At 46.7% G+C, this 18075-nt stretch carries 16 protein-coding genes; 7 read left to right on the plus strand and 9 right to left on the minus strand.

The features are described from left to right. Positions 1 to 317: 317 nt before the first annotated feature. From argE to EHS89_RS03115, 5 genes are all read left to right on the plus strand, one after another. Positions 318 to 1493, plus strand: a complete 1176-nt coding sequence (gene argE, locus EHS89_RS03095) for an acetylornithine deacetylase (RefSeq protein ID WP_124924629.1) — start codon at positions 318 to 320, stop codon at positions 1491 to 1493. A 92-nt stretch (positions 1494 to 1585) separates the two neighbouring features. Continuing rightward, positions 1586 to 3010, plus strand: coding sequence for an APC family permease (locus EHS89_RS03100; protein WP_124924630.1), 1425 nt, complete (start codon positions 1586 to 1588; stop codon positions 3008 to 3010). A 497-nt stretch (positions 3011 to 3507) separates the two neighbouring features. Next, a complete protein-coding gene (locus EHS89_RS03105; protein ID WP_124924631.1) occupies positions 3508 to 4902 on the plus strand; it encodes an aminotransferase in 1395 nt (464 codons plus the stop codon). A 447-nt stretch (positions 4903 to 5349) separates the two neighbouring features. Beyond that, complete coding sequence (locus tag EHS89_RS03110; RefSeq protein WP_124924632.1) at positions 5350 to 6027, plus strand: TorF family putative porin; 678 nt, start codon at positions 5350 to 5352, stop codon at positions 6025 to 6027. A gap of 259 nt (positions 6028 to 6286) precedes the next feature. Further along, complete coding sequence (locus EHS89_RS03115; protein ID WP_124924633.1) at positions 6287 to 6880, plus strand: dimethylsulfonioproprionate lyase family protein; 594 nt, start codon at positions 6287 to 6289, stop codon at positions 6878 to 6880. 188 nt (positions 6881 to 7068) lie between these two features. On the opposite strand, the gene EHS89_RS03120 is transcribed toward EHS89_RS03115, so the two are convergent. The 7 genes from EHS89_RS03120 to EHS89_RS03150 all read right to left on the minus strand — a co-directional run bounded on the left by EHS89_RS03120 (position 7069) and on the right by EHS89_RS03150 (position 13297). Next, on the minus strand, positions 7069 to 7584 hold the full coding sequence (locus EHS89_RS03120) for a flavodoxin (protein WP_124924634.1): 516 nt from the start codon (positions 7582 to 7584) through the stop codon (positions 7069 to 7071). Positions 7585 to 7742: 158 nt separating this feature from the next. Then, the gene (locus EHS89_RS03125) at positions 7743 to 8309 is read right to left on the minus strand and encodes a PepSY domain-containing protein (RefSeq protein WP_124924635.1); all 567 of its coding nucleotides are present in this window, start codon (positions 8307 to 8309) and stop codon (positions 7743 to 7745) included. Between the two features lie 371 nt (positions 8310 to 8680). Beyond that, entirely contained in the window at positions 8681 to 10156 is a 1476-nt protein-coding gene (gene lysA / locus EHS89_RS03130) for a diaminopimelate decarboxylase (protein ID WP_124924636.1), read from the minus strand. 43 nt (positions 10157 to 10199) lie between these two features. Next, positions 10200 to 10982: an ABC transporter ATP-binding protein gene (locus EHS89_RS03135; protein WP_124924637.1), complete on the minus strand. Its 783-nt coding sequence runs from the start codon at positions 10980 to 10982 to the stop codon at positions 10200 to 10202. Next, on the minus strand, positions 10972 to 11721 hold the full coding sequence (locus tag EHS89_RS03140; protein ID WP_124924638.1) for an ABC transporter permease: 750 nt from the start codon (positions 11719 to 11721) through the stop codon (positions 10972 to 10974). The genes EHS89_RS03135 and EHS89_RS03140 overlap by 11 nt, the downstream gene beginning before the upstream one ends. Before the next feature lie 19 nt (positions 11722 to 11740). After that, positions 11741 to 12454 (minus strand): ABC transporter permease, encoded by a 714-nt coding sequence (locus EHS89_RS03145; protein WP_124924639.1) that lies wholly within the window; start codon positions 12452 to 12454, stop codon positions 11741 to 11743. 54 nt (positions 12455 to 12508) lie between these two features. Then, the gene (locus EHS89_RS03150) at positions 12509 to 13297 is read right to left on the minus strand and encodes an ABC transporter substrate-binding protein (RefSeq protein WP_124924640.1); all 789 of its coding nucleotides are present in this window, start codon (positions 13295 to 13297) and stop codon (positions 12509 to 12511) included. A 192-nt stretch (positions 13298 to 13489) separates the two neighbouring features. Here EHS89_RS03150 and EHS89_RS03155 point away from each other — a divergent pair, with 192 nt between their 5' ends. Continuing rightward, positions 13490 to 14440 carry a LysR family transcriptional regulator gene (locus tag EHS89_RS03155; RefSeq protein ID WP_124924641.1) on the plus strand — a complete coding sequence of 317 codons (951 nt, stop codon included), beginning with the start codon at positions 13490 to 13492 and terminating at the stop codon, positions 14438 to 14440. A 284-nt stretch (positions 14441 to 14724) separates the two neighbouring features. Here the strand turns inward: EHS89_RS03155 and hisD are convergent, their stop codons facing one another. Both hisD and EHS89_RS03165 read right to left on the minus strand, forming a co-directional pair. Continuing rightward, positions 14725 to 16047 carry a histidinol dehydrogenase gene (gene hisD, locus EHS89_RS03160; RefSeq protein WP_124924642.1) on the minus strand — a complete coding sequence of 441 codons (1323 nt, stop codon included), beginning with the start codon at positions 16045 to 16047 and terminating at the stop codon, positions 14725 to 14727. A 23-nt stretch (positions 16048 to 16070) separates the two neighbouring features. Next, on the minus strand, positions 16071 to 16985 hold the full coding sequence (locus EHS89_RS03165; RefSeq protein ID WP_124924643.1) for a LysR family transcriptional regulator: 915 nt from the start codon (positions 16983 to 16985) through the stop codon (positions 16071 to 16073). Positions 16986 to 17095: 110 nt separating this feature from the next. Between EHS89_RS03165 and EHS89_RS03170 the strand changes: the two genes are divergently transcribed. After that, positions 17096 to 18046 carry a DMT family transporter gene (locus tag EHS89_RS03170; protein WP_124924644.1) on the plus strand — a complete coding sequence of 317 codons (951 nt, stop codon included), beginning with the start codon at positions 17096 to 17098 and terminating at the stop codon, positions 18044 to 18046. The last annotated feature ends 29 nt before the right edge of the window (positions 18047 to 18075 follow it).

Here is an 18075-nt window from a genome sequence, read left to right on the forward strand (position 1 = left end):
CCTTGATCCTCACGCATCTCCTTGATTCATTAGTATCTCCCTCATTTACAGAAACGTCTTAGCGTCTGCATAGGTTTTTCTTATCCTTTTGTTAGATTAATAATATTTTAATGATACTCAAAATCGCCTTATGCTCAGTGGACAGATGGAATATTGATTTATATCAATCTTTACCCCCTTCATCTGGCCGGCGTTCCTCACGGCTCAACACCGGTCAGTTACTCATTGAGAACATCTGTACAGGAAGACTGTAAGTACCCGCCAGGGAAGGCGGTTTCGCTAAGGCGACAATAACAAAACAATAATGCGGAGTTACTATGGCACAGCCACTTACCCTTGAGATCCTTGATCAATTGATCGGATTTGATACCACCAGCTGCAACTCAAACCTGCAGTTGATGGCGTATGTTCAGGGGTATCTGGAGAACCTGGGTGTCACTAGTCAGCTGATCTACGATGCTGAAGAGAAGAAAGCCAACCTGTACGCAACCATCGGCCCTCAGGATAAAGCCGGCGTTATGCTATCTGGCCATACTGATACCGTACCTGTTGCTGGTCAGAACTGGACTCGTCAGCCATATCAGCTCACCGAAGAAAATGGTTACTACTACGGACGTGGTACAACCGATATGAAGGGCTTTATTGCCGTGGTTCTGGCAGCCGTTCCTCAAATGATTAATCAAACTCTACATACCCCTATCCATCTGGCATTTTCCTACGATGAAGAGATCGGCTGTGTCGGTGTACGCCGTCTGATTCATACGATGCAAAACCAACCGCTGAAACCGGCTATCTGCATTATCGGCGAGCCAACCTCTATGCAGGTGGTAACGGCACATAAGGGCAAGCTGGCTGCGAAAGTGACTGTCACAGGTAAAGAGTGCCATTCTGGCATGGCGCCTTTGGGTGTCAATGCGGTGAACTATGCCGCCCGTATGATTATCTGGTTAGAGCAACTAGCCCAGAATAAAGAAGACTTTGGCCCCTTTGAAGAGGGCTATGATATTCCCCACAGCACAGTACATACCGGCACAGTGAAAGGCGGTACTGCCCTGAATATAGTGCCTAATCATTGTGAGTTCCTGTTTGAAATCCGCAATATTGCCCAGGAAGATCCCCGTGATTTATTAGCGCAATTTGAAAACTACGCTGAAGAGCTTTTAGCCGAAATGCGCCTTACCGATCAAAACTGCGATATCGCAATCGAGATTACCACCGAGTACCCAGGTCTCAGCACAGCAGAGGATGCTGAAGTTGTCGCCTTCGTAAAAAAACTGGCTCAGTCCACCGCTAACGCCAACATTAACTTCGGTACTGAAGGCGGCCTGTTCAGTAATGTACTGGGCATACCTACCGTTGTTTGTGGGCCTGGCAATATGGACCAGGGCCATAAACCTGACGAATTCATCCACAACTCTCAACTTCAACAGTGCGAAGCCTTTATGGCGCGCCTGATCAACGAGCTCAGCACTTCAACATCCCAAGGAGGATAAATAACAACAACTTACCTGAGCCATTTATTATGGCTCATACTTAACACTAACCTGATAACAAAAATATAAGAACTCTATTTCAGGAGCGAAAAATGTCTGACAACTCCACATATGCCACCAGCGCTGACGTCAGCGCTGAGAAAAGCCAGAAGTCGGGCTTCAGCAGAGTACTGGGCCTAGGCTCACTGCTAGCTGTCGCCGTTGGCCTGGTCGTTTCACAGGGTGTTATGGTTCTCATGCTTCAAGGTGCTGGTATCGCAGGTCTGGGATTCATCATCCCGCTGGCAATCGGCTATATCCTGGCACTAACCTATATCTACTCATTCTCAGAACTGTCTCTGATGATTCCCCGCGCAGGTAGTCTCAGTAGTTATACCGAGGTTGCTCTGGGCCACTTCCCGGCGATTCTCGCGGTATTCTCAGGTTACGTTGTAGTTGCAATGTTTGCGCTATCTGCCGAATTGTTACTGGTCGATTTCATTATTGAAAAGATCTACCCGGGCGCTTTCCCACAATATGCTGTAGGTTTTGGCCTGCTGGGTATTTTCACCGTACTTAACCTGATGGGTATCGATCTGTTCGCCAAGCTGCAGTCAGCTCTGGCTTTCATCATGGTTGTTGTACTACTGGTTCTGGGCCTGAGTGCTGTAGGTGGCTTTGCCAATCCGCATCCTGAAGGTATCGATCTGACCGGCACCTGGAATCCGCTTGGCGCTGAGGTAATCACTCTGGTTGCTCTGGCTATCTGGGGTTATGTGGGCGCAGAATTTGTTTGTCCTCTGGTAGAAGAATCAAAAAATCCAAATCGTAACATCCCAAGATCTATGCTTATTGGCGTTACGGTTATCTTTGTGACTATCGCGATTTATTGCTTAGGCGCACTGCTCTATATCCCTGCCGACGCATTGGCAGGTTCGCCTCTGCCTCACTACGACTTCGCTAAAGCAGTATTTGGTGATATTGGCCTTAGCTTCCTGGCTGTTGCCGCTGTTACTGCGACTTGTAGTACGGTTAACACTTCACTGGCAGCGATACCTCGTATGCTCTACGGTATGGCACAAAATGGTCAGGCATTCCCACAGTTGAAAAAACTGACTAAGAACAAAACACCATGGGTTGCCGTATTGTTTGTTGCTGCTATCACCGGACTGCCAATGTTGGTAATGCGTGATAATCCAGATGCCATCGGCCTGTTACTGATCTCAGCGGCTATCGCCTGGTTACTGGCCTACATCATTACTCACGTTAATGTTATCGCCCTGCGCCGACGTTACCCGGATATCAAGCGCCCTTATAAGACTCCGTTCTACCCTCTGCCACAGATTATTGGTATTGCAGGTATGATCTATGCGGTGATCTACGCGTCGCCTGCACCCGAGCTAAGTAATCAGATATTTACAGCGACCGGTGTTGTTCTGGCGGTTGTTTCTGTCATCGGCGTATTCTGGGTCAAAGTAGTAATGAAGAAGGATCTGTTCAAACCTGAACCGATCGAGAAAGCCCTGGAAGCTGAATAAAGGAAAGCTGAATGACAGCATCCCTGCCTGCAAAAAATGCAACTAAGGCAGGCGAAGCAAGTTACTGTCCGGAGTCAGTTCAAACCTGACTCCGGCCAGGTATCGGGGTGGCAGGTATAGGCCGCCACCCCTTTTTTACCCTGATAAGTCAGTTAAATGTAGATGCTCCCGGTTCTGAATAAACAGCACTTGATACAGGGCAATCTACAAATGGCTATCCGTAAAATAGTCGATCAGAAAAGCTATTCACCAGACGCTATATCCGGCCTGACTTTTTAGTCAGTGCAGACCTGAATTAATCACCCGAGCAACACTATACTTAGAGGTATCAGCCAGTCACCTGACTGCTAAGGTTTTATTAATACACTGACCTCTAGATTTGTTTTTTTAATACTAAAGCAAAGAAATTAATATTTTATTTATACCGGCTAAACACTTAACTTAGTATGCAAGCATTTGGTATAGCAATAATTACAAACTGAGGAGTGATCCCGAAAATGTCCGATAATAAAAACATCGATATGCAACAAGTATGGCAACAGGACAAAGACCACTATATTCACCCATGGACCGATTTTTCTACCTTTAAAGAAACCGGATCAATGATCCTCGCTGACAGCGATAACGTTCATGTAACAGATGGTGAAGGTCGGCAATACCTGGATGGCATCGGTGGGCTATGGTGTGTAAATATCGGCTATGCTCGCAAAGAGATGGCTGATGCCATTGCAGAGCAGATCATGAAGATCCCTTACTACTCAAGTTTTGGTCATCACACAACGGTACCTGCTGCAGAACTAGCCGCTAAACTGGCCGAACTGGCACCTGGCAATCTGAATCACGTGTTCTACGGTTGTGGCGGCTCAGTTGCTAACGATACCGCTGTAAGAATGATCCACTTCTACTTTAATCAGCTAGGTAAGCAGAGCAAGAAGAAGATCATCTCCCGCATCGACGGATACCACGGCAGCACCTATATGGCGATGTCGATTACCGGCGTTAAGTTTGATCACATAGGTTTCGATATTGAAGAAGAGCTGGTACACCATATTTCTTGCCCTAACCCGTACCGCCGCCCGGCAGAACAAAGTATCGAAGCGTTCTGTGACGAAAAAGTACAAGAACTGGAAGATAAGATTCTGGAGCTGGGCCCAGACAATGTAGCGGCATTCTTTGCTGAACCAATTATGGGTGCTGGCGGCGTAATCGTACCACCAGAGGGATATCACAAACGTACTCTGGATGTATGCCGCAAGTATGGTGTGCTTTATGTATCTGACGAAGTGGTAACCGCTTTCGGTCGCCTGGGTCACATGTTCGCCTCGGAAGATGAGTTTGGTATCGTGCCGGACATGATCACCTGCGCTAAAGGCCTGACCTCCGGTTACCTGCCATTGGGCGCGACCATAATCTCTGATGAGATTTACGATGTGATCAGTAAGCCTCAGGCTGATGGTGCACTATTCACCCACGGTTACACCTATTCCGGCCACCCGGTTAGCTGTGCTGCCGGCGTTAAAAATATCGAGATCATGGAGCGGGAAAATATCTGCGGTCATGTTAAAGATATGGGCACTTACTTTGAAGAACAGGTGAAGGGTCTTATCGATCTACCGATCGTTGGTGATGTGCGTGGTCGTAAATTCATGATGTGCATCGAGAACGTAGCTGATAAAGACAGCAAAGAACTGATCAACCCGGATGCAAAAGTCGGCAACCGTATTGCTGATCACTGCCAGGCAAGAGGTCTGATCGTTCGTCCATTAGCACATATGAACGTACTGTCTCCGCCGTTGACCCTGACCAAAGAGAATATCGATTTCCTGGTCGCGACTCTGCGTGAAAGTATCGAAGCGACCACCGAAGACCTGAAGCAGGAAGGCTTTATCTAAGCCTGACTTCATCATCGCCTAACCACCGGCCATGCCGGTGGTTATTAGTATGTTCTGTTACCGTCGACGATCTGTTTTCTTGAACCAGATCGAACTCCCACAGAAAGTCTGAATAATCCACCATTATTCTGAGTTGCCAATTTCTGTGTTTTACAGGAGAGTGTTCAACTCTCCTTTTTTTATGCCTTCATTATTTCCAGCTATAATTTCCAGCGGCTAAACAGTTAGCCAGGTATTTCCTTCAGGCCAACAACAATATAAAACCGATTCAGATATACCAGAAAAACAACACTGACAAACAGATAAATCTATATACTTTTTTATAATACAAACCATTAAATTATAATATTTTATCTACCCTCTAAAGCCCCTTATATTTATGGCATCAGTCCTATGCTGATGCAGTTTAAACGCTGTCATATCTCCATAAAATAATAAGGAAAGAAGATGAAACTTACCTGGTTAGCTCCAGCCGCTTTGCTTGCTGCAACCTTCTCTGCCCAGGCCGCCGAAGTATCCGGCACCGTATCCTTCACCAATGATTACCGCTTCCGGGGTGTTTCGCAGACTTCGGGGAATCCTGCCCTGCAAGGCAGCCTGGATGTTGGTTTTGATAACGGTGTCTATGCCGGTATCTGGGGTAGTAATGTAAACTTTAGCGATACTGACAATGCCAACCTTGAGATCGATTACTACATTGGCCGCTACGGTGATATCACTGACGAGCTCAGCTACGACGCAACCCTGTATTACTTCCAATACCACGGCTATAGCGACGGTACCGATATCGACTTCGCGGAGCTGGATCTGCGGGCATCCTACAAAGATGTCACCCTGTTATTCGCCTACGCTCCTGACTATATAAACAGCGGTGATGACTACCAATACATAGCGCTGGATTACAGCACTGCAATTACCGAGCAGGTAAATCTGGATCTTCATGCCGGTTATACCTCAGGTGAGGCTTATAAGGATGCTGAATACAGCGACTTCTCCGTAGGCGTTTCCGGCAGCGCCGCAGGCCTGGACCTGTCTCTGGCATACCTGACCAACGACGTTAAAGGTGCAACCACCGATGACCTGGACGACAACACTTTAGTCTTTACGGTTTCCCGCACCTTCTGATCCCTTAATTCCCCTTCGGGACAGATAAAAAGCCGGTCTATTGACCGGTTTTTTATTATTAGTAAAGCTAATTAAAACTAAAATATCCGATATACTTTATTCTTATGGTTGTTCTTATGATTCAGCTGTTTTATATAAAAGTATTGATTCCAAAAAGCGAGTCATGAAAAGTTGATTCTTAAATATTAATCCCGAGAAGCTAATGCAGGCAAGTATAATTCAGACAAGCTAATTCATAAAAATTTAGTAAGGTTGTTTAATGGATAACAAGATTCATGAATTACGCATACAACTTAGTCAATTACTAAAGTCTCCATCATGGCTCTCATCTCAATGCAGGAATGCAGAGGCAGCGATCGTTGCAGATACACTATGCCAACGACTCGAATCAAAGCCTGGCCATTTCCGCCCATCAGATCAGCCAAACCCTTTAGTAGAGGAGCTTACTCGGGTATATAAATCTATTGATGATCTGCCTGACGAACTTCACGGGCTGATCCATTCTATCGAAGCGATTTGCGATGTTCTGCCATGGTACAAAAGGTCAGCACCGGATTCTCCCGCATTCATGAAGGGTCATGTTAATGCAGAGATTATTGGCCCAAAGGGGCTAGAAGTTCGCGAAGACATTATTGTAGGTATCACCCTGATGCGACCCGGCATCACTTACCCGGATCACCACCACCCACCAGCTGAAATTTATATTGTGCTAAGTGAAGGGCTGTGGCGACAAAAGGATCTTGCCTGGACATCTCCAGGGCCCGGCGGCTATGTCTATAACCCACCCGACATTATTCACGCGATGAAATCTCTCAACACACCGTTGTTTGCACTCTGGTGCCTGAAACCTTAAAACGCTCACAGCGCCGCTAATTTAAGTGCTAATTTAAGTGCTAATTTTTTAACGTCGAATAGACTCAGTGATAAAACTGAAATGCTGACGCATCTGAAGGTAGAAGATAAGCCACTCAGTTTTACCTGGGTGGCTACAGATAGAATCATGCAAAAAGTATGATATCCCCAGCTCTTATAGCTAGCTTATCAGGCCAACAAGCCTATTGATGGTTTGATCTGATTGCACCACTCTACCAGCCTACTGTCCGTCAAATCTCGTTGAGTATCTTCATCCAGTGCCAACCCGATGAATGCCTTACCATCTTCAGTCAGCGCTTTCGAATCTTCAAAATCATAGCCATCAATTGACCAGTGCCCGATAACCTGCGCCCCGCGATTAACTATTTTGTCGTGTAACATGCCCATAGCATCGACAAACCACTCAGAATATCCCAGCTGGTCACCCAGACCGATAAAGGCGACAACTTTGCCGGTAAAATCGATGTCATCGACTTCGTGCCAAACCTCATCCCAGTCCTCTTGAACCTCGCCGTAATCCCAGGTAGGAATGGCAAACACCAACTGGTCAAAAGCGTTAATAATATCCAGCCCTACGTCTTTAACATCAAACAGTTCTGTGTTCTCTTCACCCAGCATCTGGGCCACTTTGACGGCGATATCTAAAGTATTGCCCGTGGTAGATCCATAAATTAAAGCGACCATTTTCTAACCCCAAAACGAACTCAAATAAATATTTTCTGTGGTACCTGCAGGAAAAACATATCTAATATTTTTTACCGTACTTTTCCCATCCACTCATAAACAGCAGGGCGAGCAGCTTCTAGATTCGCCCCACTGCTAGCCCTAGAATCAATTAGGGTCTATTTAGCCAGAACAGCGTCTCCATCAAGTCTGGTAATCGACTCATTTCTTTTCTTACGTCGGCTGAGATAAGGCAGTAGAGCCATGTAAATTCCGGTTCCCCACAACACCAATAAAATCAGTGATGCCGGCAGGAATAGCCACAGTTTTGCGTGCTCATGGAACCAGGAACCATCATGAAATTCCTCAATCAGATCAGAACGACGGTAATTAACCGCAAGAATATCTCCGGTCTTATTATCGATCTGAATTTCCCAGCGATTTTTCGCCCGCACTTTCACTATGCCTTTCTTAGGCCTTACATCCAGGCGATCAACATTCTTCCAGCCCTTGATCTCCGCTTCAGGCACTTCGCTGGCAATAGTGAGGATCTGTTCAAAGGTCAGTTCCGGTACCTTACCAACCCCACGCTCCGAAGCAGGCTGAACCCAGGTCACCTGTTTTTTTACCTGCAGCAGTAGGCCACTGATCAATACAATCAAAACAGGTATCGCAATGATCACCGCACCCCAATAGTGAATTTTTCGGTTAAATCGCTTCCAGTTTCTCGGGCTTCTTCTGCTCACTGCGCTCTCCAATAAGATTGATAAAAGATAGTGGCGAAGCTTATTTGTAATGATAATGATTTGCAATTAGATTCTTATTATAAATCGCATTAGGTGCTGTTTTGCTGACCCAATCCTGCTGCTCAGATCTCTACAGCTCTCACATATAGAAGCCGAAATACCTGCTATGTAACGAGAATCGGCGAACTCAGGACCTGGATTACCCTGTAATATTTTTGGCTTTTTTGATGATGTGGCGACACCCTGATAACTCAAAGCTTCGGTCATCTAAGGATAAATGAGGAGATATAAACGGAGTAAATCGACCAGTGTTTTGAAAAAATACCTGCATCAATCGATACAGGTATTTAATGAGAAATATCGCTTAGCTTTCAACAGCTATTTCCTTCACTATTACAAACTACATCGTATGTTAATAAGTCTTCGTACTTTGCCCTACGACGAATCAAACGACTATCTTGGTTTAAATCCACCAATACAGCAGCAGAAGCTTGTCGACCACAGTATTCATTCATCATCTCTAATGCGTAAGCACCAGTATCCAACAATGCAATTACATCCCCTACTTGAGTATTAACGGGTAATTCGCGCATATTAGGTTGATGTACCAACACCTGTTCCAATACTTCTTGGTGAGCCTCAAATGCTGATTCAGTTTTAAGAAGGGATTTTACCCGGCCTTCTCCTTCAATGTCGTAATAGGTGTCGCTGCTATCACATAGCGGCCCCACCATGCGACACAATTTGGTATCGGTGTCATCGGAACGGGATGCATTCACCATGTGAAAATACCAGCCGTTGTAAATATCAAACAGCACACTGTAGCCCGCATCTAAATAATACACAGGATTCTGATTCCGGCTTTTTTCCGCTTCAATGCGTGTCAGCATTACCGCAACATCACTGACCATACTTCGCCCCGGCTCAACAATAATTTCAATATCGCAACCTAATGCATTCGTAATAGGTTTAATTAAAATTTCAGATAGAACATTGAAATCAATACAAGTACGGTAATTCTGTTTGTAATGCTCCGCTACCGTATCCAGGTTTTCCTGATGACTTGTATAATTTTTAGGGTAGCCGCCCCCCAAATTAATATGCTCCAACCGATAAGGTAATAATTCACGGACCTCTTTAGCGTAATCAATTAAAAAGTTGGCTTCAGCCTGATATGCACTGATATCATTGACCTGGGTTCCTATGTGGGCATGTATACCGGTCATCTTTAAATAATCGGGATGACTATTAATCAGCTCAATGGCAAACACCTGCTCTTCACGAGTCATACCAAATTTTGATTCAGACGTCCCAGTTTCCCACCCAGCGGAAGCCCCACCTTTGATTTCCGGAATAATGCGCAAAGTAACATTGGCTCTCTTATTTAATGATAACGCCACCTTCAGAATACGCTGAAGCTCTGAAAGAGAATCAACATTAATTGCTCTAATTCCTGCTTCTATAACTTCATGCAGCTCGCCGTACTGTTTGGCTACACCATTAAAAACCATATCCTCTGGCCGATAGCCTGCGGTACAGGCTTTGAAAAACTCACCACCTGAATTCACTTCAATAGACAAACCTGCATCTTTGAACACCTTCAAAACGGCAATATTGGCACAAGCTTTACTGGCAAAACAAACTCGGGTTTTTTCATGAACTCGACGAAAATTACTGAGAATATCATGTGCATTTTGTCGTAGTTTATTTTCTGAATAGACATATAAGGGAGAGCCATACTGCTCAATTAAATCAATGGCTTTAACTCCATCAATTGTTAATTGATTTTCCTCACTGCTTAAATGATTCGGTCTATTCCAGGGGTGTAAAGCAACGGCTTGGTTCATAATTTATTTCTCGTTTTCGTGGTGATGAAAATAGCTGTATAAATCAATATTGCGATGACAAGAATCGCTGCAGATGCTCAGATCGAGGATTGTTAAACAGTTGCTCGGGGGAGCCCTGTTCTTCGATTCGGCCCTGGTGCAGGTAGACCACCTGGGAAGACACATCGCGGGCAAAGCGCATTTCATGAGTCACCATTATCATGGTCCGCCCTTCTTCAGCGAGTTCACGAATTACCAGCAACACTTCATTGACCAGTTCAGGGTCCAGTGCCGAAGTAGGCTCATCAAACAGCATGACATCCGGATCCATAGCTAACGCCCGGGCAATAGCGACACGTTGTTTCTGGCCACCGGAAAGGTTATCAGGATACATATGACACTTTTCCAACATCCCTACACGATCGAGCAATGCCCTGGCCTGAACTTCAACTTCATCCCTATTACGTTTGAGTACACTGCAAGGGCCTAGCATGACGTTTTCAAGAACACTCATGTGAGACCACAGATTAAATGACTGAAACACCATCCCTAAACATGAGCGAATGCGTTCAATCTGCTGTTGGACGTGTTTTGAACGTCCTCCCCGAGAATTCTGGGAGAGATCAAGCTTCTCTCCATGTACCCGGATTTTTCCTGCATCAGGAAATTCAAGCAGGTTCATGCAGCGTAAAAAGGTACTTTTTCCAGAACCACTGGAACCAATAATACTAATGACATCGTGCTTCTGGGCCGTCAGTGAAACTCCTTTCAGAACCTCTATTCCACCAAAAGATTTATGCAGGTCTTCTGCGTACAGTGCTGCTTCGGAAATACTTTTAGTTGACATTAGATGCCTCCATCTTGGTGCTCGTTGCTTCAACTGGCGTTATACGTTTGATATCTCTCTGATAGAACATATGGCGGGTCAGACGTCTCTCGAGTAATCGCCACACCAGGACGAAAACAGTGGTGATCACCAAATAAATAAGTGCCGCCCATAAATACACTGATATATCAAAGGTCTGAGAAAACACCCGGCGGGTATGTCCCATCACATCCAACAGGGTGATAACACTGGCAATTGCCCCGCCCTTCAGCATCAGGATGATTTCATTGCCCAGCGCCGGGAATGCAATTCGATAAGTATGTGGCAGAATAATTTTCTGATATAGCAATCGACGTGGCATACCAAGCGCAACCCCTGCTTCAACCTCTCCATAAGGCACAGCTTGCAAACCACCGCGAAGAATTTCGAGCTGGTAGGCCGTTGAATTCAATGCGAAGGTGAGCAGCGCACAGTAATACGGATCCCGAAAGAACCACCAGAGCCCTAGCTCAGTCAGTTCCGGGCGAAACTGGCCTGAGCCGTAATAGACCAGAAAGAGCTGCGCCAACAACGGCGTGCCGCGAAAAAAGGAGACATACAGTCGTATAGGCCATTGCCACAGAATATTTTTGCTTCGGCGTAAAATCGCCAGTGGCAACGACAGCAGCCCCGCGATAGAAACCGAAATAAACGTCAGCTGCAGGGTCATGACTGCACCATCCAGTAACTTTGGTCCGTAGTTAATAAGTAGTTCAAACATTAAATCTTACCCTCGACAGCTATGACGCCCGAATTCCGCGGTTGGCTCGTTTTTCCATTTTTGCGATACACCACTCGAAGAAAATGCAGATCACCCAGTAGATAAGACAAACAGTAAGGAAGAACAGGAACGGTTTTTTGGTTGCACCAACGGCTACGCTTGCGATTCGCATCAAGTCACTCAATGCAATTACCGAAACCAGTGCAGTGTCTTTAAGCAGATTAATCCACAGGTTGCCCAACCCCGGTAAAGCCAGGCGAAGCATTTGTGGAAACTCAATAAGGCGAAAGATTTGTAAGCGATTCATGCCAATAGCCTGAGCCGCTTCTTGCTGTCCCTTATCCAGCGCTTGCCACGCACCGCGCAGCACTTCACCTGAATAGCCGCCGAATACAAGCCCCAGCGCCACAGCACCCGCAACAAAAGGACTCAGCTCAAAAAAACCGGCCTCAGGATTGAACCACTTCAGCGTTTTACTAATTAGCAGCCCGACGCCGTGATAAATAATAAACAGCGTCAGTAGCTCAGGCAGCCCACGAATCGTCGTCGTAAAAAAGAACGCGATGATACGGGGAACAGGCCTTTCGGATACGGATGCAGCAGCGACTGCAAAGCCCAGAGCTAACCCAATGGGCAACGAAACCAGGGCCAATGACAGGGTTATGCCCAAGCCGCTAGCCAGCTCATCTCCCCAGCCGCTATCACCGAAACTCAGATATTCGAACCACTCCATACTGCATCCTCCGAACTAAAGCACAATAATCTTGTACAACCGTATACGGATGCGTTATTTCAAGGTGAGTATATTGACCGAGAAAAATTTATCGTTGATGGCCTTATAGGTGCCATCGGCTACGATTTCAGCCAGTGCCGTATTTAACTTCTGACGCAGTTTGTCATCCTCCTGTCGCAGGGCCATGCCAACACCATCGCCGACATACTTGGGCTCTGTAATGGGTGTTCCAGCGAGCTTACAGCAACTACCGTCATCAGATTTTTTAGTCCAATCAAGCATCGGAATCATATCGCCAACTTGCGCATCCAGACGACCGGAAACCAAATCAAGATTGACGGCATCCTGGGTTGGATATAAACGAACATCTGAATCAGGGTATAAAGCAGAAAGGTATTCTCCCTGTGTGGTCGATCCCTGTGCACCAATGGTCTTTCCGGCCAATGCTTTTGGTGAAAACTCAGTCAGTGCAGAATCTTTTGGGACCACAAAGGTCATTGCAGATTTTTGGTATGGGTTGGTAAAGTCGACTTTTTCTTTACGCTTCTCTGTAATGAACATGGAGGCAATAATGACATCGTACTTGCCTGCCAGTAATCCAGGAATAATTCCATCCCAATCCTGCGCCACGAAAGTGCATTTAGCCTCAATCTTTTCACAGAGAGCCCGACCAACCTCAATATCAAAACCAGCTAACTTTCCATCAGCCGTGAAATAGTTAAATGGAGGATAGGCGCCTTCAGTTCCGATACGCAGGTTGGTCGTCTCTGCCGCAACCGTTTGGGTTAGAGGAACTGCAGCGAGGAATACGGATAGTGCCAACGAACATAGGTTCTTATTCATTTTATTTTCCCTTGGAGTATAACTCCGCTCATAAATGGCAATCCTGACCGCCTCGCGCTTGAGTTGCAGGCAGTACAGGAACAACAGGGACAGTGTCTAAAATACAATTACATTTGGCAAATGCATTATTATTATGCTATCCATAGGCTGGAGCTATGTATCAATTAGAGTTCTTTGGATAGGAAAGTAGAAATGTTATCGCCACGTGAACGTTTGTTACGCAATCTGGATTGGAACCTGCTGTACACCTTTCTCACCATCGTTGATGAAAGCAGTATCACTGGGGCAGCGCGTAAACTTTCGCTCAGCCAACCGAGCGTCAGCAATGCTCTGAAAAGGTTGGAGGATCATCTTGGGATGCGCCTTATCCTGAGGAAAAAAGGGATGTTTTCACTAACGTATCAAGGCCTGCGTGTGTACGAATATGCCACGTCGGCCGGCAATATTATTTCCCATATGGCAGAACAATTCGCAGAGGATGAAGGCTCAGTTCAAGGCGAGATAAGCATACAGATCGCCAGCCATATCTACAGTCCTTCCTTTGATCAAACGCTGGCCCAATACCATGCTCTTTATCCCAAAGTTCTGATAACTATTAACACGCAACCAAGTGCTGATATTGTTAGCGCGGTAGCTAAAGGTAAGTTACATATTGGATTAAGTAACAAAAAAACAGCTCAAACAGGACTTCGTTTTGATCTGCTTGGATATGAACAGATGGCGTTCTATTGTAGCCGCGGTCATTCGTTATTTGGTAAACAGAATCTGAAACTGGATGACCTGAGTGGGTTATCTTATGTTTCATTCGAGAGTGATCAGCCAGGTGAAGGGCTAAACGAGGTTGCCAAGCTTCGTGCCGAACAACAGTGTTGGGGAAAGCTGGTAGCGGTTTCTTCCAATGAGGAAGAAGTACGTCGTTTAATCCTTGCCGGCGTGGGATTCGGTGCGCTCACGGTTGAGGGTGCCAGACCATTCGTAGAAATGGGAATACTATATCAATTACCCCCCTATGATGATTTACCGGTAAATGACGTGTATCTGGTGACTCCAGAAAACATTCCTCTGACAGAGGTTGAGAAGTTGTTTGTAGCCATGCTTAGAAAAAACGTAGAAAAGTCTGTGCGGGAAATATACTTCAAATAATGTGTAGGTCCCCTCAGCTGAACCGAATATTCGATTTGGTAGCAATATTATAATTATCACAGTTAGGAAAAAAGTCCGCAGTGTGGCGCTTGCAGACGTTTACAACAATACAAAGCATGTCCGCTTTCGGTATATTGATGGATGCAGAAGTGACCTAATAATTCGAATATAAATATCGCCTTCAGCGCATTTCAAACATGAAGTAGATGCTGAAGCGACACCTTCTATAAAAGTGCCGCTTAGACAAGAGTATTCTATGACAGAGCTTTAGCTACCTGAGGTACTTACCTTAAGTACTTCTTGCGCAATTCAGACACCGCATTGGCATGGCCATCAAAACCTTCATAGGTCGCCAACACCCGGGCTTGTTCAGCCATCTCGGGGTAACCGGTTTCTGTCACATAGGCCACCGACATAAATTTCATAAAATCCATCACTCCCAACGGAGATACCGTGGCAGCTGCGCCGGATGTAGGTAGTACCGCATTACAGCCCAGTACATAATTACCTAAGGTACTGGGTGAATGCTGACCTAATAACACCTCACCGGCATTTTCAATGCGGCCCAGATACTGCCAGGGATCGGTACTGAGTATCTGCAGATGTTCTGGGCCATAGGCATTAATAAACGTAAATGCCTGTTCAGTACTGCCAGCCAGTACGACTCCCCCCATTAGTCCCGAAAGTACCGTTGATGAATATTCGACCCGTTGCGCACTCATATTGCTCCAGTGCTCTGGAAACGCAGCGATAGCAGCTTCCGCAACTTCGGCTGATGTGGTCACCAGGTAGGCGGAAGAATCCGGCCCGTGTTCCGCTTCAATCAACAGATCCAGCGCGGCCAGGGCACCATCAACACTGTCATCGGCAAACACTATCGATTCAGAGGGACCGGCTGGAATACCCGGATCGATCCGGCTCGACAACAGCTGTTTAGCAGCCACCATCCAGGGACTCCCCGGACCGACAATTTTACTACAACGAGGCAGGGTTTCAGTACCATAAGCCACTGCAGCGACGGCCTGTGCACCACCGCACTTATAGACTTCAGTGATACCTATTTCGCGACAGGCCACCAGCGTTGCGGCATCGACACTACCGTCGGCCCCCGGAGGCGTCACCACAATCGTTCGCTTCACCCCCGCAACCAGTGCCGGAATCGCGTTCATCAACAGTACCGAGGGAAACGAGCCCTTACCCCGGGGTACGTAGCAAGCCACCGAAGGAATAGGTAAAAACCGTTCACCGACAAAGCTACCGCTACGCACTTCCTGCATAGTCATTTCACCAGGCTTTTGAGCTTCGTGATAACGGCGGATATTGTCTGCAGCAAAACGGATCGCGGTCAGGGTTTGCTCATCGACCTGCGCGCTGGCGGCGTCAAACTCTGATGCATCAACCCGCAGCTGATCAGCGGTAATATGGGCATCATCAAAACGCCGCGCAAACTCAACTAGCGCAACGTCACCCTGCTGGCGCACCTGTTCAATAATCGGTTGAACCTGTGTCATATAGTTACTCAGATCAGACTCGGTACGCTGCAACAGTTGTTCCTGTTGGTCAGAAGAAAGCTTATCCAGCTGCCAGAAACTTATTTTTTTATTCATTTATATGACCATTATTGGTTAATTCAGAGAAACTCCTGACGGTAGTCCTGCTGTAAAAGTCGCTGAGTAAACCACTCCAGCGCTTTCCCCCGGCTGGACTGACGCCAACAGGTAAACAGCTCTAAACTGCTATCCCGATTTAAAACTTCACGTACTTTAATTTGTCCACTGACGATATCGTTCTCGATCATGTGCAGCGGTAAAAAACCTACTCCGATACCACTCAGGATCGCTTCCTTCTGAGCAAACAGGTCCGGCACAATTAACTGTTCCTGACGGTTTTCACTGGCTGAAAAGCGATGACTGTTTAATCCGCTATCGATCAGACGACTACTATCGCCGGCATCTATTTGGCGATATTGATTTAGTTGCTCCATCGTCAGTGGTTCTGGCAGATCGGCCAGCGGATGATCCACCGCCATCGCCAGACTCAGGTCGCGGCGCCCTATAGGTACCGAGTGTGTATCTACTTCATGGGGAGGACGCCCTATTGCGCCGATAACCAGATCGGCCCGCTGATCATATAGCGCATCCCAGGTACCGCTATAGACCTCACGAATGACTCTTATGCGCGTGCCCGTGTTAAGCCGATAGAACTCACCGATCCAGTTAAACAACACTTCACTGCGCAGCATATTGGTAAATACAATCCGCAATTCCTGTTCCCAGCCATGGGCAATATGGTTCACCTCGGCAATAAGACTGCTGTGCAAACGGAGAATTTCGGTGCCATATTTAGCCGCCGCCTGCCCAGCTTCAGTGAGGCTGACCCGATAGTTATCCCGGTTGAGTAACGATTCACCCAGCTCATCTTCTAACTGGCGAATAGCATAGCTAACACTGGAAACCGTAATACCCAACTCAGCCGCAGCAGCAGAAAGGCTTCCTTTATGCTCTGTGGCAATCAGTGCTTTTAGATATTCAGCTTTCAAAGACATGTTTTAAAAACCTGTATATGTTGTATCAACTCATCGGGTTATCTGAGCTGGCCTTAATGCTTAAAATTTATGCAACTTATGAACATTTATCAGACCGTTGAGTAACCATCATGAATAGCCCCGCAAGCTCTCAAAACTCTCTGATTGGCAGCAGTCATCTACTAATCGCTGCGGTCGCCTGGGGCGGCATGTATGGCGTATCTAAAACGGCACTTCAGTATCTTGATCCCTACTCCATGACGACTATTCGCTATGGCAGCGGCGCTCTGATTTTTTGCCTCCTGCTGCTGCTTAAAGAAGGCCCGAAATCGTTCCGCTTCGATGGCCAGTTTGTGCGTCTGTGGCTCTATGGTTCCTGCGGCTTTTGCGGCTTTAGTATTCTGCTGTTCCACGGCCTGAAACATGCCCCGGCAGAGCACGGAGCGGTAATCGCCTCCCTGATGCCGCTGATCAGCGCACTGATCAGCTGGCTGACGCAGGGCAAGCGGCCCAATAAAACGACCATACTCTGTACATTGCTGGCCATCTTTGGCGTTGTGCTAGTGATATCCCGGGGTGACATTTCCAACCTGCTACAGTTAGAGTCGGTTAAAGGTGATCTGATGATCATTATCGGCGTCACCTGCTGGGTTATCTTTTCTATGGGTCTGGGCCAGATGCAGGGCTGGAGTTCCAGCCGCTATACCGCGCTGTCCTGTTGCGCCGGTCTGATCACTATTCTGCTGGCGAATACGGTTGCTACTGTTGTTGGCGTATCCAGTCTGCCGACCCCGGAAAAAGTCACTCCGGTGCTGTTCGAAATCAGCTACCTGATTCTGGCTGCCGGTGTACTCGCCGTGTCCTGCTGGTCGAGTGGTGTCGCCAAAATGGGGGCGCTTAACTCCTTACTGTTTATGAATATGATCCCGGTCTCGGCCTTTATCATCGCGGCGGTACAAGGCAAGGCAATTCATCTGATGGAGATCTATGGCATGACTCTGGTGATTGTCGCCTTAGTTGCCAACAATGTGCTGCCACGTATCCAACGTGCCGACCGACAAATCTCCGCTACTTATCGTTAAACAGTTTTCGGTGAAAAAAGATCCATAAA

Source organism: Amphritea balenae (assembly GCF_003858655.1).
Lineage (GTDB): Bacteria > Pseudomonadota > Gammaproteobacteria > Pseudomonadales > Balneatricaceae > Amphritea > Amphritea balenae.